General features: G+C 72.5%; 14 protein-coding genes and 1 pseudogene. 9 read left to right on the forward strand and 6 right to left on the reverse strand.

All coding sequences use genetic code 11. From position 1 onward, the window contains the following. Positions 1 to 22 precede the first annotated feature (22 nt). On the reverse strand, positions 23 to 397 hold the full coding sequence (locus OP18_RS58740) for a hypothetical protein (RefSeq protein WP_162189847.1): 375 nt from the start codon (positions 395 to 397) through the stop codon (positions 23 to 25). On the opposite strand from OP18_RS58740, the gene OP18_RS27900 reads away from it, so the two are divergent. Next, positions 303 to 3,200 carry a S8 family serine peptidase gene (locus OP18_RS27900; protein WP_033362075.1) on the forward strand — a complete coding sequence of 966 codons (2,898 nt, stop codon included), beginning with the start codon at positions 303 to 305 and terminating at the stop codon, positions 3,198 to 3,200. The two genes, OP18_RS58740 and OP18_RS27900, sit on opposite strands and share 95 nt — an antisense overlap. A 162-nt stretch (positions 3,201 to 3,362) precedes the next feature. Continuing rightward, complete coding sequence (locus OP18_RS27905; RefSeq protein WP_033362039.1) at positions 3,363 to 3,716, forward strand: hypothetical protein; 354 nt, start codon at positions 3,363 to 3,365, stop codon at positions 3,714 to 3,716. Between the two features lie 154 nt (positions 3,717 to 3,870). Here OP18_RS27905 and OP18_RS60885 read toward each other — a convergent pair. From OP18_RS60885 to OP18_RS27920, 3 genes and pseudogenes are all read right to left on the reverse strand, one after another. Further along, positions 3,871 to 5,013, reverse strand: a pseudogene (locus OP18_RS60885) (lysylphosphatidylglycerol synthase domain-containing protein); the annotation flags it as partial. Between the two features lie 178 nt (positions 5,014 to 5,191). Then, positions 5,192 to 8,572, reverse strand: a complete 3,381-nt coding sequence (locus OP18_RS27915; RefSeq protein ID WP_033362041.1) for a CHAT domain-containing protein — start codon at positions 8,570 to 8,572, stop codon at positions 5,192 to 5,194. A gap of 5 nt (positions 8,573 to 8,577) precedes the next feature. Continuing rightward, positions 8,578 to 10,380 (reverse strand): WD40 repeat domain-containing protein, encoded by a 1,803-nt coding sequence (locus OP18_RS27920; RefSeq protein ID WP_033362076.1) that lies wholly within the window; start codon positions 10,378 to 10,380, stop codon positions 8,578 to 8,580. A gap of 117 nt (positions 10,381 to 10,497) precedes the next feature. On the opposite strand from OP18_RS27920, the gene OP18_RS53180 reads away from it, so the two are divergent. Further along, on the forward strand, positions 10,498 to 11,076 hold the full coding sequence (locus tag OP18_RS53180; RefSeq protein WP_052387455.1) for a restriction endonuclease: 579 nt from the start codon (positions 10,498 to 10,500) through the stop codon (positions 11,074 to 11,076). A gap of 129 nt (positions 11,077 to 11,205) precedes the next feature. Further along, entirely contained in the window at positions 11,206 to 13,614 is a 2,409-nt protein-coding gene (locus OP18_RS53185) for a family 20 glycosylhydrolase (RefSeq protein WP_052387456.1), read from the forward strand. Positions 13,615 to 13,731: 117 nt separating this feature from the next. Here the strand turns inward: OP18_RS53185 and OP18_RS27935 are convergent, their stop codons facing one another. Both OP18_RS27935 and OP18_RS27940 read right to left on the reverse strand, forming a co-directional pair. Continuing rightward, positions 13,732 to 14,331, reverse strand: coding sequence for a hypothetical protein (locus tag OP18_RS27935; protein WP_156089840.1), 600 nt, complete (start codon positions 14,329 to 14,331; stop codon positions 13,732 to 13,734). A gap of 40 nt (positions 14,332 to 14,371) precedes the next feature. Further along, a complete protein-coding gene (locus tag OP18_RS27940; RefSeq protein ID WP_063745612.1) occupies positions 14,372 to 16,687 on the reverse strand; it encodes a glycoside hydrolase family 9 protein in 2,316 nt (771 codons plus the stop codon). Between the two features lie 264 nt (positions 16,688 to 16,951). On the opposite strand from OP18_RS27940, the gene acsA reads away from it, so the two are divergent. From acsA to OP18_RS27965, 5 genes are read left to right on the forward strand one after another with little or no spacing between them, the layout of a single operon-like run. Then, complete coding sequence (acsA, locus tag OP18_RS27945; protein ID WP_033362080.1) at positions 16,952 to 18,721, forward strand: acetate--CoA ligase; 1,770 nt, start codon at positions 16,952 to 16,954, stop codon at positions 18,719 to 18,721. Then, positions 18,718 to 19,737, forward strand: a complete 1,020-nt coding sequence (pdhA, locus tag OP18_RS27950) for a pyruvate dehydrogenase (acetyl-transferring) E1 component subunit alpha (protein WP_211273700.1) — start codon at positions 18,718 to 18,720, stop codon at positions 19,735 to 19,737. Before acsA ends, pdhA begins: the two co-directional genes overlap by 4 nt. Further along, entirely contained in the window at positions 19,730 to 20,710 is a 981-nt protein-coding gene (locus tag OP18_RS27955) for an alpha-ketoacid dehydrogenase subunit beta (RefSeq protein ID WP_033362043.1), read from the forward strand. The genes pdhA and OP18_RS27955 overlap by 8 nt, the downstream gene beginning before the upstream one ends. Next, entirely contained in the window at positions 20,707 to 22,032 is a 1,326-nt protein-coding gene (locus OP18_RS27960; RefSeq protein ID WP_033362044.1) for a dihydrolipoamide acetyltransferase family protein, read from the forward strand. Before OP18_RS27955 ends, OP18_RS27960 begins: the two co-directional genes overlap by 4 nt. Then, a complete protein-coding gene (locus OP18_RS27965) occupies positions 22,029 to 22,277 on the forward strand; it encodes an acyl carrier protein (protein ID WP_033362045.1) in 249 nt (82 codons plus the stop codon). Before OP18_RS27960 ends, OP18_RS27965 begins: the two co-directional genes overlap by 4 nt. The last annotated feature ends 101 nt before the right edge of the window (positions 22,278 to 22,378 follow it).

Genomic DNA, 22,378 nt, shown 5'->3' on the forward strand with positions numbered 1-22,378 from the left:
GGGTTTCGTTTCGGGCGATCGGTCAGCACGTTTCCCGCATTTCCTCGATCACAAACCCGGGTGACGCCTCCTCGGCGTGTACCTCACGGCCCGAACACACCACGCGTTGAAGAAGCGGATCGCGGCCGTCCCGCGTTACACAATTCCCGCTCATTGTTTTCAAATGTGCCGATTTGATTTCGACGACGACCTCGCGGCATGAACAGTATGGACAGCGATCCCCTCCTTGGTCATGATGCCGACGTGCCCCAACCGGGCAACGCACCGCTGAGGAGAACCACATGATCTTCAGGTCGAAGGGGATGCGGCGAGCAAGTTTGGCCGCGCTCCCGATCATCGCCGCCGCGGGCAGCATCGCTGCCGCGACAACGTCGGACGCGGCCTCGTCGTCCAGCAACTCCGGCGCCTACAACGACGGCCGCTACATCGTTTCGTTCGTGGATGACCCCGTCGGTAGCTATGAGGGTTACGACGCCAATTTCAAGGCCACCAAACCCAAGGCGGGCGACAAACTCGACCCGAATTCCGCAGCGGTCAAGGCGTGGCGTGCGCACCTGACGAGCAAGCACGACGCGGCGCTGACGAAGGTCGGCGCGACCAAGATCTACGACTACACGATCACGAACAACGGCGTCGCCGTCGACCTCACCAAGGCGCAGGCGGCCGTGCTCGCGAAGACTCCGGGTGTCATCAAGCTCGAGCGCGACCAGGTGTCGCAGGTGGACACCACGGTGTCGCCGGAGTTCCTCGGCCTCAACACCGCGGGCGGCGTGTGGGCGCAGGCGGGTGGTCAGGCCAACGCGGGCGCCGGCGTGGTCGTCGGCGTCATCGACAGCGGCATCTGGCCGGAGAACCCCTCGTTCGCCAACGAGAAGATCAACCCGCGGCCGAAGAACTGGCACGGCGCGTGTGTCGCCGGCGAGAACTTCGCGGTGTCGCTGTGCGGCAACAAGCTGGTCGGCGCCCGGTACTACGTCGAGGGCTTCGGCAAGAAGAACATCGCCGACGAGGACTACCTGTCGCCGCGTGACGGATCGGGCCACGGTTCGCACACCACCTCGACGGCCGCCGGCAACGCCGGGGTCTCGGTGACGATCGACGGCAAGCAGATCGGCACCGCGTCGGGCATGGCCCCGGCCGCCTCCGTCGCGATGTACAAGGTCTGCTGGGAGGGCAAGCCGGGCGTCGCGGCCGGCTGCTACAACTCCGACAGCGTCGCCGCCATCAACGACGCCGTCCTCGACGGTGTCGACGTGATCAACTACTCGATCGGCGGCTCGTCGGAGTCGTCGGTGCTCGACTCGGTGGCCCAGGCGTTCCGGGTCGCGTCGAACGCCGGCATCTTCGTGGCGAACTCGGCCGGCAACAGCGGCCCGGGCGCGAGCACCCTGGACCACCCCGCGCCGTGGGTCACCACCGTCGCCGCCGCCACCTTCCGCAAGGCGTACCGGGCGGTCGCGCTCGGCAACGGCGCGCGGTACGTGGGCGCGTCGACCACCTCGGCCCTGAACACGCCGGCGCCGCTGGTCACCGCGGTGAGCGCGAAGCTGGCCGGGGCCAGCGACAATGACGCCAGGCTCTGCTTCGACGGCACGCTCGACCCGGCCAAGGTCACCGGCAAGGTGGTCATCTGCGACCGCGGCGTCAACGCCCGGATCGACAAGAGCTTCGAGGTCAAGCGGGCCGGCGGCGTCGGCATGGTGCTGACGAACACCAGCCCGAACTCGCTCAACGGCGACTACCACCCGATCCCGTCGGTCCACCTCAACGACGTCGCCGGTGCCGCCGTCAAGGCGTACGCGGCCACGCCCGGCGCGACCGCGAGCATCGTGGACCTGACCCCGGCGGAGGTCGCCGCGCTGCCGGACGTCCCGGAGATCACCGACTTCTCCTCGCGGGGCCCGTCGACGACCACCGGTGGCGACATCCTCAAGCCGGACATCGCCGCACCCGGCAACGACGTCGTGGCCGCGGTCGCGCCGCCGAGCAACCACGGCCGCGACTGGGACTTCTACTCGGGCACCTCGATGGCCTCACCGCACATCGCGGGCATCGGCGCGCTCATGAAGCAGCTCCACCCGACCTGGCAGCCGTCCGAGATCAAGTCCGCGCTCATGACGTCGGCCGTCGACACCAAGACGACGACCAGCCCGTTCGCCCAGGGCGCCGGCTTCGTCAACCCGAACCGTGCGGCCGACCCCGGCCTGGTCTACCCGGCCGCCCCGAACGACTACCGCAGCTACATGGTCAGCCTCGGGGTCCAGTTCGCGGCGCCGTACGACACGCTGCCGGCCGTCGCCGGCCCGGACCTCAACCAGGCGTCGATCGCCATCGGCGGCCTGGCCGGCGTCCAGACGGTGACCCGGACGGTGAAGAACGTCGGCACCACCACGGCGACCTACAAGGCCACGGCGAACGTCCCCGGCTTCACCGCCGTGGTCTCGCCGTCCAGCTTCACGCTGGCGCCGAACGCGACGCAGACGTTCACGGTCACGTTCACCCGCGGCACGACGCCGCTGACCACGTGGGCCACCGGCAGCCTGACCTGGTCGGACGGCAAGCACAGCGTCCGCAGCCCCATCGCGCTGCGGCCCGTTGCGGTCAAGGCGCCGAGCGATGTGGCCGGGGCGATTTCGGCCGGGTCGGCGACGTACTCGGTCACGCCCGGCTCGACGGCGGCCGCCCTCGGTACGTCCGTCGCCGGCCTGGTCGGCGTCACGCCGGTCGCCGACAGCGTGGCCACCGGACCGTTCGACAGCGCCAACCCGGTGGCCGGCGCGGGCACGAAGGTGTACCAGGTGACGGTGCCGGAAGGGACCAAGGCGGCACGGTTCGACCTTGTCTCCGACGACAAGACCGCCGACCTCGACCTGTACGTCTACAAGGCGGGCACGCTGGTGGGCCTGTCGGCCTCCGGCTCGGCGGACGAACGCGCGACGCTGGACGCGCCGGCCGCCGGCACGTACGACATCTATGTCAACGGCTTCGCCACGCCCGGCGGTGCCACGTCGTACGCCCTCAGCAACTGGGTGGTGCCGAACAGCGCCGCGGGCAACCTCAGCGTCAGCAACCCGCCGGTGACCGCCGGCGTGCCGACGACGCTGACCGCGACCTGGACGGGTCTCGACCCGGCCAAGCGGTACTTCGGCGTGATCTCCTACGCCGGCGCCACCAACGTCACGTACATCACGGTGGGCTGACCCTCGCAGCACACCGGAAGGGCCCGGCAGCGTCGGCTGCCGGGCCCTTCGCCGTCCGGTGACTCACCCACCGGACCGGCAACCGCGGGTGACTGCGATGAGTGATCGAGCCGCCGCTGGGGAGGCCAGGCGCAATTGCCGGCGCTGACCCATGGAGATCTCATGACCAGCAGCCAAGTCCGTGGCGACGTCGTCGACGTGCTCACCACCGACCACCGGGAGGTCACCGCGCTCCTCGGGGAGATCCGGGCGACGACCGACCCGCAGGCCCGCCGGGACCTGGCAGACACCGCCATCAGCGAGTTGGTGCGCCACACCGTGGCCGAGGAGCGCGGCCGGGTCCCGCACGAGGAGCTCACCGAACTGGCGGCCAAGGTGGAGACCGCGAAGAAGCTCGCGCCGACCCGCCCGCACCCGGGCGCGCCGAACAGCGAGCTGTTCCACAAGCTGGTCGGGCCCGGTGTGGGCCTGGTCGACCGGCTGCGGGACAAGCTGACCGGCCGCGCCACCGGCTGAGCGGCCCGACCGCTTCCGTGCGGCGGGGCCGGCCGCCGCCGCCCCCGCCGCACGGGCGCGCCCCGATCGACGATCGCACCGGACCTGCGTCCCGCCGGGGGTGGCAGTTCGCTGAACCGTCGAGGGTGATCACGACGGGCAGGCCGGCGAGCGCGATCAACCAGCACGACAGCAGCCGGTACGTCAGGACGGCGGCCGCGGCGGCCGAGGGGTCGGCGCCGGAGGTGATCAACGCGGCCAGGAGGCTGGCCTCGATGAGTCCGGCACCGCCGGCGACGAGCGGGATCTGCCGGACGAGCTGGCCGGTGAGGTACGCGCCGACAAGAGCCGTGGTGGCGGTGTCGAGACGGTACGCGTATGCCGCCGCGATGAAGCAGACCAGGTCGAACAGCCGTCTCGCGACGGCCGCGCCGCCGGCCGTGAGCCAGTATCTGCCCGGCAGCGACCAGCAGGCACGCGACGTGTCCGCGCCCAGGCGGATCAGCGCGCGGACGCCACGGCGCAGCGCCCCCGCGGGCTGCGCCGGGATGCCCGGGGCCTGCGGTGCCTGCGGGGCGTGCGGGGCGTGCGGTGCGCGGCGCAGCAGCTCGGGGCGGCGGCGCATCAGGCGGTGCCGCAGCTGGTGCCGCAGCTGGTGCCGCAGCTGGTGCCGCAGCTGGTGCCGCAGGAGCCGGACCAGGACGACGGCCGTGCACAGCAGGGCCGCGACGGCAGCGGTGATCAGCAGTTCGCCGGTAGTCAGGCCGGTGAGGTACCAGACGAGGTACAGCAGCACGATGGCCGCGCTCGCCTGCACGCTGGCCAGGGCCGTGGTGGCAAGGGCGTGCGCGCTGGTCAGGCCGTACGTGCAGAACTGCCGCACGGCGAACGCGGTCGACACCGGGCCACCGGCCGGCATCGCCGTGGACAGTGCCGTACGGGCGAGCGACACGCCGACGGCCTGGCCGTTGGACATCGCACCGCCGTAGGCCGCCAGGAGCCGGCGCTGTTGCACGGCGTACATGAAGACGGACCCGGCCTGGACCAGCAGCGCCGCGGTAAGCCACCCCCACCGCGCATCCACCAGCGCCCGCAGGACAGTGCCGGGGTCAGGCAGGGACCGGCGCAGCAGGACGAACGCCGCCGTCACCGCAGCCAGGGTCAGCGCGTAACCCACCCACCGCGGCCAGGCCCACGTCCGCCTCGCGGCGGTCACCCGGAACGGGGCAGTACGCATCTGCGTACGGTGCGGCAACGAGATGAGAACCGCCTGAACGCGACGAGTCACGTCGATATCGGCGTCATTGCCACACGACATTGCCACACGCTCATCTCGGCAGCTCCCGATGCCGGGTGTGCTGCACGTTCGCCACGTGCCATGGCTGTGCCGGCTCCGGTTGTTGATCGCCTGTCCCAAGGGTACCCACAACGGGCGTGAGCCGCAGCAGCGGTTCCCGCGGCCCCGGCCCGGTCACCACCGGCATGGCAGCGATGACTCATGGTCCGCTATGGATCAATGGGGCCCAGAGGTCGGGGCGATCCGGGTTCGCCGCGCGCAGGCGACGGATCACCTGCCGCAGGACCGTGGCCGCGCCGTCCGCGACCGGTGCGTCCGGCAGCCCTTTGTAGAACGCGCGGGCGGCTTTCCTGGCGATGCCGTCGTCGAGTGGCCACAGGCATGCCACCACGTGCCGGAAGCCGGCGAACTGGAAGGCGGACGCCAGGTGCAGCACCTCATCGGCGTACCGGATGCCGTGGTTGGCGGTGGAGCAGGCGGACAGATACGCCAGCTCCGCCTCGGCCAGCCGCAGCCCGCCGACCTCCGGCAGGCGCAGCGTCCGGTCGAACAGCCGCAACCCGCTGTCGGCCTGGGAGGTCGGGTCGAGCACACCGTGGCAGGCGAAGTGCGCCCAGGTGGCCGCCTCGATGGCCGGCACCACCCGGTCGGCGGTGGCCTGCCCGTCGGTGAGCACCGTGCCGCCCAGCGCGGCGGCCTCGCGGGCGGCTCCGGGCAGCGCGGCGAGACCGGGCGTGTGCGGCAACGCCACGGTGAGGCGCCGGCGCCGGGTCGTGGGCGGGCGGTCGCGGGCCGTCCGCAGGGCACGCAGGGAGGGTATGTAGGACGAAACCAGCAGGTCGGGGGCGGTGCCGGCGGCGTGTAGCGGCAGCAGGCCGAGCAGGCCGGTCGGCAGCCACCACACCCGGCACGGCGCCGCCTCCGTCGCGGGCAGCGTGGCGACGACCGGGCCGACGACCGTCTCTTCCAGCCAGTCCAGGACCTCGCGTACCACTCGCCCGCGGCGCAGCACGCCGGCCAGCGACGGCTCGCCCTCGAACGCGCCGAGGAGCGCCGTCACCCAGGTATCCACATCGGACAGGCGCAGGGCGGGCAGCTCGACCAGCGACGGCTCGGCGTCGGGCCGGACGACGACCGCGTCGCCGCGGTGCCGGCTCGCGTTGACCAGGACGGCGCAGCCGCCCGCCACCGCGGGGCGCAGTCCCGCCAGGCGCGGCGCGGCCAGGAACTCCTCCAGACCGGGCAGCTGCCGAATCTCGATGAGCAGCGCGTCGTAGTCCGCCCACCACCGCCGCCGTTCGTCGGCCGGAAAGTCGGGCGTGTTGAGTCTGTCGCACACCCACCCGAACCGGTCCGCGAGGCGCGGGTCACGGTCGGCCAGCTCCACAAGGTCGACGCGGGTGTTCGCCTGGCTCGCGAGCAGCACGCCCCGGCCGAGCTCAGCGACCTCGACCGCCCCGCGGGGGTCACCAGCCGCGCAGTGCGCGGCCACCGCGTCACCGACGAGGCCGGCCTGCCTGCCGAGCCGGTGTTGCTGGTCGGCCCAGCCGGCCTCCCGCGGCGCCGCGGACGGCAGCAACGCGACCGCACGGTCCAGCAGCTGCACGGCCAGCGTCGCATCGCCGGCCGCCAGCGCGAGCGAGCCGGCGGCGTGGTGGGCGGCAATGCGGTCGAGTGGCGCCGTGCCCCGTGCCTCGGCGACCCCGGCCGCCAGGTCGCGGAGCCGGGCCGGATCCAGCGCGGCGGCTCCGCGTTCGAGGTGGGCGACGCAGACGGTGGCGGTGAACAGCGAGCGGCCGGGATGGTCGGCCGGGGCGCTTGCCAGCGCCCGCTCGCCGAGGTCAGCCGCCGCGTCCGCGTCCGCGGTCGTGCCGCCGATCCGGTACCGGTCGAGCCGCATCTCGGCGAGCAGCGACAGCCGACCGGGCAGCTCGACGTGGTCCGCGGGAGTACCGGACACGGCCCGCTCGCCCAGCTCGACCGCCCGGTCCAGGTCGCTCTTGCGGTCCGCGCCGCGGTGGCGGCGCCAGTACGCGGTCGCGAGCCGCACCTGCCGCGCGGCGAGCGCGAAGTCCGTGCCGACCGCGGCCCGCTCGCCGAGCGCGATCGCCCGGTCGAGGTCGGCGACGTCGCCGGTGACGACGTACCGCTGCTGGTAGGCGTCGCCCAAGGTGGACAGCCACGGCGGTGGCCCACCGGCCGCGAGCACCGTCTCGGCCTGGTCGACGGCGTAGGCCAGGTCGGCGAGCACGCCGGTGCGCGCGTACCGGGTCAGATGGACGGCCACCGCCTCCATGGTCGCGGCGGCCCGCTCGGGGTGGCCGGGCGGGACCGCGGCGAGCGCCCAGCCGGCCAGGGTCACCGCCCGCTCCAGGTCGGCACCGTCGCCGGTGGTGAGGTGTCGCTGGTGGAGCGCCCCGGCGAGGCCGCGCAGGAGCGGCGGGCGGGCGCGGTCGTCGTCGGGCAGCGTCGACAGCGCCTGCTCGTACAGGTCGACGGCGCGGTGCACGTCCTCCCGCGACCGGCTCCGCTCGTACCGCTTGAGCAGGACAGACGCCGCGGCCGCCAGGTGGGCGCCGCGGTCGGCAACGTCCGGCCGCAGCCCGGCCACGATCCGTTCGCTGAGGTCCGCCGCGCGCCACAGGTCGGGCCGGGCGCCGGTCCGCTCGTACCGCCGCAGCAGCGCGCCGCCGAGGGTGGCCAGCAGCGCGGGGCTCGCCTGCTCGCCGGCGCGCGTGACCGCCTGGTCGGCCAGTGCCACGGCCCGCTCGACGTACGCGGGGTCGCCGGTCTGCTCGTACCGCTGCCGGTAGGCCTCACCCAGCTCGGCCAGCGCGGCCGGGTCGGCCCCGGTGACCGCCAGCCGCCGCTCCAGCAGGTCGACGGCCCGCCGCAGGTCTCCGGCCCGGCCGCGGAGGCGGTGGCGGCACCGGTAGGCGGCGGCCAGGTTCGACCATGCCTCCGGGGCCGGCTCGCCACGCCCGTCGGCGATCTCGACCGCCTCCTCGCCGGCGGTGACCGCGGCGTCGAGGTCGGCCGCAGCGCCGTCCCGCTCGTGGCGGCGCCGCAGGGCGAGGCAGAGATGCGACAGCCGCGCACCGCGACGTGGATCCCGCGGCGGCGGCGCCTGCGCCGCGACGGTCATCAGCAGGATCACCGCGTCGAGCAGGGCCGGGTCGGGCAGCCGAACCGAAGCCGCCAGCAGCGCCACCGCAGCCTCCGCCTGGGCATCCGGATCGGTGAACCGCCCGACCAGCGGGTGCAGCTCGGCCGGCACGGCGTGGTGGTCATCCGCGACGACCTCCAGGCACACCAGCGCCCGGGCCAACTCGGCGTGGCGTCGATCGCCGGCCGACGCCCGGTGCCGCCAGTAGTGCAGCAGGCCCAGCGCGTGGCAGGCCTTGAGAAACAGCGCCTCCAGCGGTGCCGAGGCGGTGTCCGGGTCGACGCCGCGCACCACCCGCCACAGTGCCGCCGCGTCCCGCTGCGCGGTGGTGTCCAGGAGGGCGGCCGGATCGCCGGACCACCGGTACTCCTCGACCCAGGCGGTCACCCGGACGATGAGCTCCTCGATGGACATGGCCGCTACCAATGCGGGCTCACCCGCAGCACGCGGGCCGGTGTGTCGCCCTCCCGGCCGGTCGCCAGCAGCAGCGCACCGTCCGGCCGGGCCACGAGGGCGACCGGCTTCCGCCAGCCCTCGCCCGCGTGGTCCACGGTGGCCAGTGGCGCCCCCGACTCCGCGTCCCAGACCACGGTTTGCCGGCCGCCGGTCGCGGCGACGGCCACGCGCAGGTCCGGCAGCACGGCCAGCGCGACGCCTCCGTCACCCCGCCCGGGCACGGTGAACGTCCGCACCACCTCACCGGTGTGGCCGTCCCACACCCGTACCACGCCGCCGGCCGCGGCCGCGACCCGCAACGAGCGGTCGGCGAGCGTCGCCACCGCCACCTGCGGCGACCGGATCCCCGACTCGGCGCGCTCGAACACGAACTCGTGCGTGGTCGTGCCGGCGGTCGCGTCCCAGACGTACACGGTGGACCTGGCCGCGTCGTCGACGCCGGCGACGACACAGACGTGCCCGTCGGACCGGACGGCAGCGGCCACCGACCACACGAGGTCGACACCGCGGTCGCCGACCTCGAAGGCGGCCCGGATCCGCTCGGATTCCACGTCCCAGACGCGTACGGTCGCGTCGTCGCCGCCGGTGACCAACCACGGCACGTCGCCCGGCGGGCTGGCCCAGGCGAGGGCGTTGACCGGTCCGCGGTGCCCGGTGAGCTCGGCGACCGGCTCGCCCTCCCGGGTGGTCCAGACGCGGGCCAGGCCGTCCTTCCCGCCGGTCGCCAGCACCACCTTGCCGTCGGGGAGCACCGTGAGCGCGACGGACAGGACCCACTCGGCGTGCCCGGAGACCGTGCGTATCCGGCGGCCGTCGCCGGTGCTCCAGACCTCCGCGACGGCGTCGTCGGCCGAGGCGAGCAGGTGCCGGCCGTCAGGTAGGGAGGCCAGGGCCAGGTGGTTGGGCGGCGGGTCGACCGCCTCCTGCCACGCCACCGGGGTCACGTCCTGGACGTTCACCGCCTTCGGTCCCCAGTCTCTGGGTCGCGCCGTCATGCCGCACACCGGGCGCGGCGGACCTGCCGGCGCGGGCGTCCGCGGCCAGATGATGCGCGGCGGCAGCAGCCCCAGGTGCCGCAGGTCCTCGGTCACGCCGACCTCCCCGGACGGCAGGACGCTCAGGCCGTCCGGCGGCCTGGACCGGCGGCTGACCGGCACGTCGGTCATGTCGCTCGACCTGTAGGGCAGCTCCGGGTCGGCGTTGGCATGCACTTCGTGCTCGTACTCCGCGTCGGCGGGACCCCGCTCGCGGTGGTCGACCACCCGCCAGTCCGAGCCCGCCTCGACGGCCGTGGAGACCGCGTACCGCACCGCCGCCTCGACCGGGTCGCGATATCTGATCAATTCGATGGCGCCCTCGAGCAGCGAATGCGTCTCGGTCCTCCGCAGCGTCTCGCCCGCGTCCATTGCGGCCATATAGGCGGCCCAACGCTCGTCCTTGTGCCGGCCCCAGCCGGCGTGCAGCGATTCGTCGTCGTGCGTGTCGTACAGGACCCGCGAACCATCCGGACGGCACACCACGCGGAACGGCGCGGAGTCGACCTCGACCCGTTCCCAGCGGCCGTCGTGCTGGCCCATCAGCCCACGAACTGCCTGCCAGGCGGCCGTCTTGTCGCCGAAGCGCCGGCCACCGAACCCCTGGTGACGCACGTACCAGCCGCCGGCGACCGTGCCGACCTGGATCCGCACCGCCATGTCCAAGGGGCCGTGGTCGCGCAGCTGCCATTGCGCGACAGGCTCATGCGCCTCGTTTTCGAGATCGATCATCGCACCGCCGTCAATGCCCACCGGCCGCATCCTAGCCATTCCAGGCGCGGCTAGCCTTTTGCCGGACGTACCGGCAGCCTCCACCGACTGATTCACTCCTCACCGAGAGCGGGCATCATGAGCGACAATTCCCCGGCTACGACTGCCGCGGCGGGCGAGGAAGACCATTGGCCGTCGTTCGACATCACGCCGAAGGGGTACGAGGAAGCAGTCGCCGCGATCGCCGGGTCGATGGACCTGGAGCTGGTGGGCTGGGAGGTCAAACACCTCGACCCACTCGAAGGGCTGGACGGGACCTACGTCATGGACGTCACGGCGCGGTTCCAGCTGGCGGGCATGGACTTCCTGATCCTGTTCGAGTGCAAGCGTCACAAGGACCCCGTCAAACGGTCCGACGTCCAGGTGCTGCTCACCAAGCTCCAGTCCACGGGCGCCCAGAAGGGCGTCGTGGTGGCCGCCACCGGCTTCCAGAGCGGCGCCATCGAGTTCGCCAAAGCCCACGGCATCGCTTGCGTCCGCCTGGTCGACGACGCGTGGGCGTACCTCACGCGCCACACCACAGCGACCACCCCGCCTGTCCTGACCGGGAGGTACTGCGGCTATGCGTTGACCCCCGACGGCGACGGAGATTACGACTTCGCCTTGCTCAATGGCAGTCCGGACAACGCCCGCTCGACTTTGATCACCCGTCGGTAGCCGCAGATCGTGCCGGACGGGTTGTGGCAGCGGGTGGAGCAGGGAGGCGGGTCCCTTGACACCTTCCCGCGTGGGACATAGCGTGCCGTCAAACTAGCAGGAAACTTAACAGTTTCACTGGAGGATGCCGTGCACCGTTCTCCGCGCAACCCGCTGCTCGCCTCCGCCGTGGCGGTCGCGACCGCCGCCGCCGGCGCCGCCTTACTCCTGGCGGCCTCCCCCGCCGGCGCCGCGGTGAGCCTCTCCGACGTCGTGCCCGCGCCGGTGTCGGCGCAGCCCGCCGCCGGCGTGACCTACACACTGCCGTCGAACGCCGCGATCCAGACCGCGGCCGGCGCCACCGACGCCGGCAACTACCTCGCCGGCATCCTCCGCCCGTCAACCGGCTACGCGCTGCCGGTCTCGACCACGACCGGCACACCGACGAGCGGCATCGCACTGCTGCTGTCCGGCGCCGACCCGAGCGTGGGCACCGAGGGCTACCAGCTCGACGTGACCGCCGCCGCCGTCACGCTCCGCGCGCAGACCGCGGCCGGACTGTTCAACGGGGTGCAGACGCTGCGGCAGCTGCTGCCGGCGACGGTCGAGGCGAGGACCGTCCAGAGCGGCCCGTGGACGATCAGCGGCGGGCGGATCGTCGACTACCCGCGGTACGCCTACCGCGGCGCGATGCTCGACGTCTCGCGGCACTTCTTCGCCCCCGACGTGGTGAAGCGTTACATCGACGAGATCGCCCAGTACAAGATCAACACCCTGCACCTGCACCTCTCCGACGACCAGGGCTGGCGCATCGTGATCGACGCCTGGCCGCAGCTGACCACCATCGGCGGCAGCACCCAGGTGGGCGGCGGCGCGGGCGGCTACTACACCAAGGCGCAGTACTCCGACCTGGTCTCCTACGCGGCGTCGCGGCAGATCACCATCGTGCCCGAGATCGACATGCCGGGACACACCAACACCGCGCTCGCCTCCTACGCGCAGCTCAACTGCAACAACACGGCCCCGCCGCTGTACACCGGCACGAACGTCGGCTTCAGCTCGCTGTGCGTCAGCAAGGAGATCACGTACACCTTCGTGCAGCAGGTGCTCAACGAGCTCGCCGCGATCACCCCCGGGCCGTACCTGCACATCGGCGGCGACGAGGCGTCCAGCACGCCGCCGGCGGACTACACCACGTTCATGAACCGCGTGCAGCCCTTCGTCGGCGCGGCCGGCAAGACCGTCATGGGCTGGCACCAGGTCGGGCAGGCCAACCACACGACGAACCGGGTCGCGCAGTACTGGGGAACGTCCACATCGGACGCGGACCTGAGCGCGGCGGTGAGCAAGGGCGACAAGATCCTGCTGTCGCCGGCGAACAAGGCGTACCTGGACATGAAGTACACCAACGCGACCCCGATCGGCCTCAGCTGGGCGGGCCTGATCGAGGTGCAGACCGCCTACAACTGGGACCCGGGCGCCTACCTCTCCGGCGTGCCGGCCAGCGCGATCATCGGCGTCGAGGCTCCCATGTGGACAGAGACGATCACCAAACTGGCCGACATCGAGTTCATGGCGTTCCCGCGGCTGCCGGCACTGGCCGAGCTGGCGTGGTCGCCGCAGTCGGCACGCAACTGGGACACCTTCAAGGTGCGGCTCGGCGCGCAGGGTCCACGGTGGACGGTGCAGGGGATCAACTACTACAGCTCGCCGCAGGTCCCGTGGAGCACTTCCCAGCCGACGCGCAGCGCGTACACCCAGATCCAGGCCGAGAGCTACAACGCCCAGACCGGGACGCAGACCGAGACCACCACCGACACCGGCGGCGGCCAGAGCATCGGCTACATCACGCCGGGCGACACGCTCGCCTACGACCTCGACTTCGGCGCGGCGTCGCCGGCCTCGGTCACCACCCGGCTGGCCTCCGGCGCGTCCAGCGGCACCATCCAGTACCGCCTGGACTCCACCACCGGCCCGATCATCGCCAGCGTCCCCGTCACCTCCACCGGCGGCTGGCAAGCCTGGACCAGCACCACCACCAACCTGACCGGCACCGCCACCGGCGTCCACCGGCTGTACCTCACCTTCACCGGCACCGCGGGCACCGACTTCGTCAACCTCAACTGGCTGCAGTTCAACGCGGGCAGCGCACTGCCCAACGCGTACGGCGTGCGGCAGGCGGAGAGCTTCGGCAGCCAGTCCGGCACCCAGACCGAGACCACCACCGACACCGGCGGCGGCCAGAACGTCGGCTACGTCACGCCCGGCGACTGGCTCGGCTACACCAACGTGGACTTCGGCACCCCGACCGCGGTGTCGGTGACCACGCGGCTGGCCTCCGGCGCGTCCAGCGGCACCATCCAGTACCGCCTGGACTCCACCACCGGCCCGATCATCGCCAGCGTCCCAGTCACCTCCACCGGCGGCTGGCAAGCCTGGACCAGCACCACCACCAACCTGACCGGCACAGCCACCGGCGTCCACCCGGTGTTCCTCACCTTCACCGGCACCGCGGGCACCGACTTCGTCAACCTCAACTGGTTCCAGTTCAACCGGTAGCACCTGGTGCAGGCCGCACGGCCCGGCACCAGACGACCAGAAGGTACTGAGCACCACGAGGCCGGCGGCGGCGATCCCACCGCCGGCCTCCTCGCACCGCGGCGGAACGGGTCGAGGTCAGCGCACTGAGTGCACGTGGGAGATCTCCAGGTCGTCGATCTCGGCGAGGTGCAAGGGCAAGCCGTCCGGGCCCACCGCGACGATCTCGCGGCCCTGTTGTTTGAACTCGCTGATCGGATGCCAGTGGTTGTCCTTGTTGGACTTGGCCCAGTACTGCGGCTCTGACCCGAGGACGGCGCCGGTGGTGGTGAGGAAGCTCTTCGCCACCTGGGCGCGTGCCTGGTACATCGCCGCCGTCGCGGTGGCGCGGGCCGTGACGTCGGCGCGCACGATCAGGGCCAGTGCGAGCGCGACGCCGACCAGCAGGACGGTCGCCGAGGCCGCGTACGCGATGCGCTCGGTCGCGGTGAACGCCGCGATCGTCGCGAGGACGGTGGCGACGCCGCCGACCGAGGCGATCGCCGCGCCCGTCCACTTGCTGACAGCCAGGGCGCCCGCCGTGATCGCCTGCTTGTCGAACGGCGTTTTCCAGCCGGTGACGCTGGTGCCGTCGGCTTCGAGCAGGTTGAGCGCGATGAGCTCCTGCTTGGTCGGACCGGCGAGGTCGTCACCGGCCTGGTTCACGAAGCTTGCCGGCAGCTGCACTTTCCCGTTCATCCGAATCACCCCCCGCATCGGCGGTGTACCGGCGGGGGTTTCATCGCCCCGTCGCGGCCGATTCGACGTGCAAGGACCAGCCGACCGGCACCACGACGTCGACCTGGTGGTCGCCGCTCAGGCGGACGGTCACGTCGCCGACGCGGTACGGCCCGTCGTTGTCGCCGGGCGGGCGTTGGCCGGCGGCGAAGGACGCGACCCAGGCCAGCGCGGAGTTCCAGTTGATCGCGACCTCGTTGGTGGACCAGGACTCGATGTCGTCCAGGTAGCAGAACTGCGGTTTGGGAGGCTCCCCGCTGGGCGTGTGGAACAGGACCTTCTTCGCCTTCGGGTCCTCCAGGCCGGGATTTGGTCCACCGGCGATCGAGCCCGCCGGCGGCTGGGGTAGCCTGGGGTCGAGCTGGTGGCCGTAGATGCGGCTGTGCTGGTTGTGTGAGCAACGGCTGCCGTAGCCGGTGACGTAGGAGTTGTTGAGCGCGTTGCGGCCGAGGATGAAGTCGAGACCTTCCAGGACCCCGTCGCGGTAGCGTTGGTCGCCGGTCAGGTCGAAGGCGGTGGCGATGACCATGAGCTTGTTGAGGATCACGCTCGTGGAGCCCCACGTGTATCCGTTCTCCCCGATCGGCACGCCGTAGGCCTGGTCGCGGATGGTCTGCAGGTAGTGGTCGGCGGCCTCGCGCACCGAGTTGCGGGCGGCGTCGCGGTCGTTGCCGGCCAGCTTGCTGGGCACGGTGGCCAGATCGATCCGGCCGAGCGCCGCGACGAACTTCCAGCCGGGGCCGGTGTCGCGGAACGCGTCGCCGGTCCAGTACGGCGAGGAGCGCAGGTAGTCCAGGAACGGCTGCTCGCCGGTCGTGATGAACAGCTCGGCCGCGGCCCAGTAGAACTCGTCGCGGACGTCGTCGTCGTCGTAGGCGCCGCCGCCGTCGGTGTCGTCCGGCCTGGCGTACATCGCCGGATGCTCCTGCGCGGCCTTCCACGCGGTGCGTGCCGCGGCCAGGCAGCGGTCGGCGAACGCCGCGTCGAACGGCCGGTACAGCCGGGCGGCCTGCGCCGCGGTCGCGGCGAGGTTGAGCGTCGCCGCGGTCGACGGCGGATGCAGCTCGCGGACCTTGGGGTCCTGGTCGGGCAGGCAGGGCAGGTCCGTCCAGCCGCGGTCGTGGACCTTGTGGTGGGCCATGCCGGCGTTCGGTCTGCCGTCCGGGACCTGCATGCGCAGCATGAACTCCAGCTCCCAGCGGGCCTCGTCGAGCACGTCCGGGACCTTGTTGCCGTGTTCCGGGATGTCGAGGGTGCCGTCGCCGAGCGCGGCCGGGTGGCCGGTCTTCGCGGTCACGGCACGCTCGTACAGGCCGAGCAGCTGGGCGGTGGCGATGCCGCCGTTGACGACGTACTTGCCGTGGTCGCCGGCGTCGTACCAGCCGCCGCGCACGTCGAGCCGGTAGTCGCCGGTGCCGGGCTGGCACGGCACGCTCGTGTCGCCCTGGTTCGGCGGCACACCGACGTGACCCGCCGGCCGGGCGTAGCCGGGCACGAACGCGTCGTCGATGGTGATACCGCTGCGCTGCACGTAGAAGAAGTGCAGCGCGTCGCGGCGCAGCCGGTCGTAGATGGAGTTGGCGACCGTGAACGGGAAGCTCTGCTGCCCATCGACGCGCAGCACGTAGCCCGTGCCGGGCGCGGTCACCGCCGAGAAGTCGACGGTGTGCACCTTCTGCCCCGACGACGCGTCCAGGCCGCGCGGGGTCGACCGGCCGGACGCCACGACCTCGCCCGCGCCGGACACGACCTGCCAGGGCCGCGGGTCGGGCGCGTCGGTCACCACGGTCGCGCGCTTCGGCCCGTCCGGCAGGTAGCCGACCTGGTTGACCCGCACCGGCGGGTCCGTCTCCGGGACGTACCAGCCCGCCGGTTCGCCGCCGACCAGGGAGACGTCGTCGAGGGTGAACGTCCACGCCTCGCCGGAGCCGCCGAGCTGGAAGGAGACCTGGCCCCGGCCGGTGTCGAGGTTGGAGGTGAACGAGTAGTGGTACTGCTGCGGGTCCGTGGTGAGCTGCACGTCCTGCGCCCACGTCGGCGTGTACGGCTTGTCACCGAGCTGGACCTGCGCCTTGATCGTCACCGGCCGGCTGGCCGACGCGGTGAACGAGATCGCGTACGGGGTGTTGGCGTTCAACCGGATGTCGTTCTCGCCGACGAGCACGTCCCAGCGCTGCTGCGTGCCGCCCGGTACCTGCACCCGCAGCTTCCCGTCGGCCGCCGCCAACGCCGTGCCGGCGGAGAACCAGCCAGCGGTGTCGTTGCCGTCGAACGTGCCGTTGAACACCTGCTCACGCGGTTCCTTGACCGTAACCATGCCTCGACCATGCCCCGCGGACCCGGCGCCGTCCCAGTCAGATGAGCCGCGGTTGGCGCTCGACCAGTCGCTCGTCCCCCGAACAATCACCATCCCGGCATGGAGTGCGAGGTCGCCGACGGCCACGCGCCTTCGACGGAACGCGGCTCTGGCCTGGCCGCTGCCGTCCCAATAGCGCTGGGCGTGCCGGACGATCCGCGCGACGCTGGATACGACGGGCAATTCGTGACGCAGCCGTTCCTCCCGAACGGAGATGGCACCGCGATGAGCGAACGCATCCGCAAGACGACGGCCGACCGCGAGCGGGCCAACCTGGCCGACTACGCCTGGGTCCGGCACGACTTCAGCTGGCAGCACGCCCGATCGTGGTTGTCCGGCCTGCCCGGTGGCCGAGGGCTGAACATCGGCTACGAGGCGGTCGACCGGCACGCCGTCGGTGAGCGGGCCGGTGCCGTCGCACTGCGCTGCCTGGACCGCTCCGGCGCCGTGCGGGACGTCACGTACGCGGAGCTGGCCCGGCGCACGAGCCGCTTCGCCAACGCGCTGCGCGCCCGCGGCATCGGCCGTGGTGACCGGGTGTTCACCCTGCTCGGCCGCACCCCCGAGCTGTACGTGGCGGCGCTCGGCACGCTGCGCGCCGTCAGCGTGTGCGCGCCGCTGTTCCCTGCGTTCGGTCCCGAACCGGTCCGGGAGCGGCTGCACCGTGGCGGCGGCAAGGTCCTGGTGACCACACCCGAGCTGTACCGGCGGCGGGTGGCGCCGATCCGTGCCGACCTGCCGGAGCTGCGTCACGTGCTGGTCGTCGGCGACGGCCCCGCGCCGGAGGGCACCGAGTCGTTCACGGCCGCGGTCGACGCGGCGGCGGACACGTTCGAGGTGCCGCCGACGGACCCGGACGACATGGCGTTGCTGCACTTCACCAGCGGCACCACCGGCCATCCCAAGGGCGCGGTCCACGTGCACGAGGCCGTCGTGGCGCACTACGCCACCGGCCTGTACGCCCTCGACCTGCGCCCCGACGACGTGTTCTGGTGCACCGCCGACCCCGGTTGGGTGACCGGCACCTCGTACGGCATCGTCGCGCCGCTGGTGCACGGCGCCACAGTCGTCGTCGACGCGGCCGAGTTCGACGCTCCCCGCTGGTACGACACGCTGCAGCGGCTGCGGGTCACGAACTGGTACACGGCGCCGACGGCGCTGCGGATGCTCATGCGGCACGGCGCGGAGCTGGCCCGCCGGCACGACCTGTCGGCATTGCGGTTCATCGCCTCGGTCGGTGAGCCGCTCAACCCGGAGACGGTGATGTGGACGCGGGAGGTGTTCGGCCGGCCCGCGCATGACACGTGGTGGCAGACCGAGACCGGCGCGATCATGATCAGCAACTACGCGGGCATGGACGTCAAACCCGGCTCCATGGGCAGGCCGATCCCCGGCGTCGAGGCGGCGCTGCTGGAGCGGGGCGATGACGGGCGGGCCCGGGTCGTCGACGGCGCCGTCCGCGTCCTGGACACCCCGGGCGCGGTCGGCGAGCTCGCCCTGCGCCCCGGCTGGCCGTCGATGTTCCGCGGCTACCTCGGCGACGAGGAGCGCTACCGCGCCGCGTTCGCCGGTGGCTGGTATCTCAGCGGGGACCTGGCCAGACGCGACGGCGAGGGCTACTACTGGTTCGTCGGCCGGGGAGACGACATCATCAAGTCGGCGGGGCACCTGATCGGTCCGTTCGAGGTCGAGAGTGTCCTCATGGAGCACCCGGCGGTCGCCGAGGTCGGCGTCATCGGCAAGCCCGACGCCGTGGCCGGCGAGGTCGTCAAGGCGTTCGTGTCGCTGAAGCCCGGGTATCGGCCGATCGACGCGCTGCGGCTCGAGCTGCTTGCACTCGGCAGGCGCCGGCTCGCCGCGCTCGCCCCGAAGGAGATCGCCTTCGACCAGCACCTGCCCCATACGCGCAGCGGCAAGGTGATGCGGCGGCTGCTCAAGGCCCGCGAGCTCGGCCTGCCCGAGGGCGACCTGTCCACGTTGGAGGTGTCGCGATGACCGCCGGAACCGAGCCGGTCGTCCAGCCGGCGACCCGGCCGGCCGCCCCGGCCGACCCGCGCCTGGAGCTGCTCCGGCAGATGGTCCGGGTGCGCCGGTTCGAGGAGCGGTGCGTGCAGCTGTACAGCGCGGCGAAGATCCGCGGCTTCATGCACCTGTACATCGGCGAAGAGGCCGTCGCGGTCGGCGCGATCGGGGCGCTGTCCGCGGCTGACGCCATCGTGTCCACGTACCGCGAGCACGGCCACGCACTCGTCCGCGGCGTCAGCGCCGAGGCGGTCACGGCCGAGATGTTCGGCAGGATCACCGGCTGCAGCCGCGGCCGGGGCGGCTCCATGCACCTGTTCGACGTCGGGCGGGGTTTCTACGGCGGCAACGCGATCGTCGCCGGTGGCCTGCCGCTCGCGGTCGGGCTGGCACTGGCCGACCGGATGCGGGGGCGTTCCACGGTGACCGCGTGCTTCTTCGGCGACGGCGCCGTGGCGGAGGGCGAGTTCCACGAGTGCATGAACCTGGCCGCGCTGTGGCGGCTGCCCGTCCTGTTCTGCTGCGAGAACAACCGGTACGCCATGGGTACCGCACTGGAGCGCACCCACGCCGTCACCGACCTGGCCGCGCGAGCCAGGTCGTACGGCATGCCGTCGGCCGCCGTGGACGGCATGGACGTGCTCGCCGTGCGGGCCGCCGCGCTCGACGCCGTCGCGTCCGTGCGCGGCCGCGGCCCGTTCTTCCTGGAGCTGCGCACGTACCGGTTCCGGGCCCACTCGATGTACGACCCTGACCGGTACCGGGACAAGGCGGAGATCGCCCGGTGGAAGCGGCGCGACCCCATCGACCGGCTCCTCAAGCAGCTGACCGACGGCGGGGCCGTCGACGCCGCCGCGTTGGCCGCGATGGAGGCGGCGGTCGCCGCGGAGATCGACGCCGCCGTCGCCGCAGCCGACGCGGCACCGGTCGAGGACGTCGCCGACCTCACCCGCTTCCTGGTCGCCGAGCAGCGCACCCGCCATGACTGAGATCACCTACCGGGAGGCGATGCGGGAGGCGCTGCGCGACGCGCTGCGGCGCGACGATCGCGTCTTCCTCATGGGCGAGGACGTGGGCCGTTACGGCGGCGCGTTCGGCGTGAGCCTCGGGCTGCTGGAGGAGTTCGGTCCCGAACGGATCCGCGACACGCCGCTGTCGGAGTCGGCCTTCGTCGGCGCGGGTATCGGCGCCGCCATGAACGGCATGCGACCCGTCGTGGAGATCATGACCGTCAACTTCAGCCTGCTCGCCCTGGACCAGATCATGAACAACGCGGCGACGCTGCGGCACATGTCCGCCGGCCAGTGCGGCGTGCCGCTGGTGATCCGGATGACGACCGGCGGCGGCCGGCAACTGGCGGCGCAGCACTCGCACAGTCTCGAAGGCTGGTACGCGCACATCCCGGGGTTGCGCATCGCCGCGCCGGCGACGGTCGCCGACGCCCGCGGGATGCTGTGGACGGCGCTGCAGGACCCGGACCCGGTGCTCGTCTTCGAACACGGCTCGCTGTACAACACCAGCGGCGACCTGCCCGACGACGCTGGCCCCACCGACCTGGACCGCGCCCGGATACGGCGGGCCGGCCGGGACGTCACGATCATCACCTACGGCGGCACGCTGGGCAAGACGTTGACCGCCGCCGAGGAACTGGCCGGCAGCCGCATCGACGCCGAAGTGATCGACCTGCGGGTGCTGCGGCCCCTCGACGACGCGACCGTGATGGAGTCCGTCGCCCGCACCCATCGCGCGCTGATCGTCGACGAGGGCTGGCGCTCCGGCAGTCTCGCCGCGGAGATCACCACGCGCATCGTGGAGCAGGCGTTCTACGAGCTCGACGCGCCGGTGGGCCGGGTCTGTTCGGCGGAGGTGCCGCTGCCGTACGCGCAGCACCTCGAGGCGTCCGCCCTGCCGCAGCCGGCCGGTATCGTCCGCGCCGCGCGGGATCTGGTCGGTGCGTCGTGAGCGAGTTCCGGATGCCGTCGCTCGGCGCGGACATGACGGACGGGACGCTGCTGGAGTGGCTCGTGCACCCCGGCGACCCCGTCCACCACGGTGACATCGTCGCGGTGGTCGACACCGACAAGGCCGCCATCGACGTCGAATGCTTCACCGACGGCGTCGTCCAGGACCTCGTCGTCGAGCCGGGGCACCGCGTCCCGGTCGGCACCGTGCTGGCCACCATCGCCGACGCCGCGCCACCGCCCACCGCACCACCTGACACCGCACCACCTGACACCGCACCACCTGCCGGTGCACCACCGCCGGCCGCCGTGCGGGCGCCCGCGCCGCCGACGGGCGACGGCGGCGGGCCGTCCTCGGTCCTGTCGCCACTGGTACGCCGGCTCGCTGCCGCCCGTCACGTCGACCTCACCGCGCTGCACGGCAGTGGCCCCGGCGCCCGCATCATGCGCATCGACGTCGAGCGGGCGGCGGCCGCTCCCACCCGGGTGCGGAGCACACCGCTGGCGCGCCGCCTGGCCCGCGAGCTCCAGGTGGACCTCACCGCGGTGCCCACCGCGGCGGACGGCGTCGTGCACGCCGGCCAGGTGCGCCACGCCGCGGACACCGTGGTCCGGCGCGCACCGAACGCACCAGTGGCGGCGTCCGCCGCGGCGGACCGGACCGCCACCATGCGGACGACGATCGCCGCGCTCATGGCCAGGTCCAAGCGCGAGATCCCGCACTACTACCTGACCGAGAGCGTGGACCTCGCCGCCGCCATGACCTGGCTGCGCGAGCGCAACCGCCGGCTGCCGGTGACCCGGCGGATCGTGCCGGCGGCGCTGCTGCTCAAGGCGTCCGCGCTGGCCGCACGCCAGGTGCCGCAGCTCAACGGCTTCTGGGGCGAGCACGGGTTCGTGCCCGGCGGCGGTGTCCACGTCGGTGTCGCGGTCTCGCTGCGTGGCGGCGGGCTCGTCGCCCCCGCCATCCACGACGCCGACCAGCTCGATCTGGCCGCGCTCATGGCCCGGATGCGGGATCTGGTCACCCGCAGCCGCGGCGGCCGGCTGCGCGGTTCGGAGATGGCCGACCCGACCATCACCGTCTCCAACGTCGGCGAGCAGGGCAGCGAGTCGATCCTCGGGGTCATCTACCCGCCCCAGGTCGCGCTCGTGGGGTTCGGGCGCATCGTCGACCGGCCGTGGGCGGTCGACGGGCTGATCGGCGTCCGGCCCGTCGTCAGCGTCGGCCTGGCCGCCGACCATCGGGCCACCGACGGTGCGATCGGCTCCCGCTTCCTCAGCCGCATCGCCCGGCTCGTGCAGAAACCGGAGGAGCTATGAACCGCGACGAGGCAACCGAGGCGATCCGCGCGGCGCTGCGCGAGGTCGCCCCCGACGTCGACCCGGCGGCCGTGCCACCGGACGCCGAGCTGCGCGAGGCGTTCGAACTGGACTCGCTGGACTTCCTGCGCGTCGTCGAACAGCTCACCGGACGCACCGGTATCCGCATCGACGAGGACGACTATCCGAAGCTGGCCACCATCAGCGCGGCAGCCGACTGGCTCTGCACGGCCGGCGCCACCTGACCGCAGCTTCCCGGACGCCGCCCCCGCGGCGACAAGCAGTCGTGGTCACGGCGTGTCCTACGGGGTCGGTGCCGACCTCGCAGCGGCAGTCCGGACGGTGC

The sequence above is a fragment of the Dactylosporangium aurantiacum genome, from assembly GCF_000716715.1.
In the GTDB taxonomy this organism is placed as follows: Bacteria; Actinomycetota; Actinomycetes; order Mycobacteriales; family Micromonosporaceae; genus Dactylosporangium; species Dactylosporangium aurantiacum.

What these genes read in the sequence shown, in the direction of transcription:
- OP18_RS27965 (WP_033362045.1), top strand. Translation starts at nt 22,029, where the DNA reads ATGAACCGCGACGAGGCAACCGAGGCGATCCGCGCGGCGCTGCGCGAG.
- OP18_RS27955 (WP_033362043.1), top strand. Translation starts at nt 19,730, where the DNA reads ATGACTGAGATCACCTACCGGGAGGCGATGCGGGAGGCGCTGCGCGAC.
- OP18_RS27900 (WP_033362075.1), top strand. Translation starts at nt 303, where the DNA reads ATGCGGCGAGCAAGTTTGGCCGCGCTCCCGATCATCGCCGCCGCGGGC.
- acsA (WP_033362080.1), top strand. Translation starts at nt 16,952, where the DNA reads ATGAGCGAACGCATCCGCAAGACGACGGCCGACCGCGAGCGGGCCAAC.
- OP18_RS53180 (WP_052387455.1), top strand. Translation starts at nt 10,498, where the DNA reads ATGAGCGACAATTCCCCGGCTACGACTGCCGCGGCGGGCGAGGAAGAC.
- OP18_RS27915 (WP_033362041.1), bottom strand. Translation starts at nt 8,572, where the DNA reads ATGTCCATCGAGGAGCTCATCGTCCGGGTGACCGCCTGGGTCGAGGAG.
- OP18_RS27920 (WP_033362076.1), bottom strand. Translation starts at nt 10,380, where the DNA reads ATGATCGATCTCGAAAACGAGGCGCATGAGCCTGTCGCGCAATGGCAG.
- OP18_RS27905 (WP_033362039.1), top strand. Translation starts at nt 3,363, where the DNA reads ATGACCAGCAGCCAAGTCCGTGGCGACGTCGTCGACGTGCTCACCACC.
- OP18_RS27940 (WP_063745612.1), bottom strand. Translation starts at nt 16,687, where the DNA reads ATGGTTACGGTCAAGGAACCGCGTGAGCAGGTGTTCAACGGCACGTTC.
- pdhA (WP_211273700.1), top strand. Translation starts at nt 18,718, where the DNA reads ATGACCGCCGGAACCGAGCCGGTCGTCCAGCCGGCGACCCGGCCGGCC.
- OP18_RS27935 (WP_156089840.1), bottom strand. Translation starts at nt 14,331, where the DNA reads ATGAACGGGAAAGTGCAGCTGCCGGCAAGCTTCGTGAACCAGGCCGGT.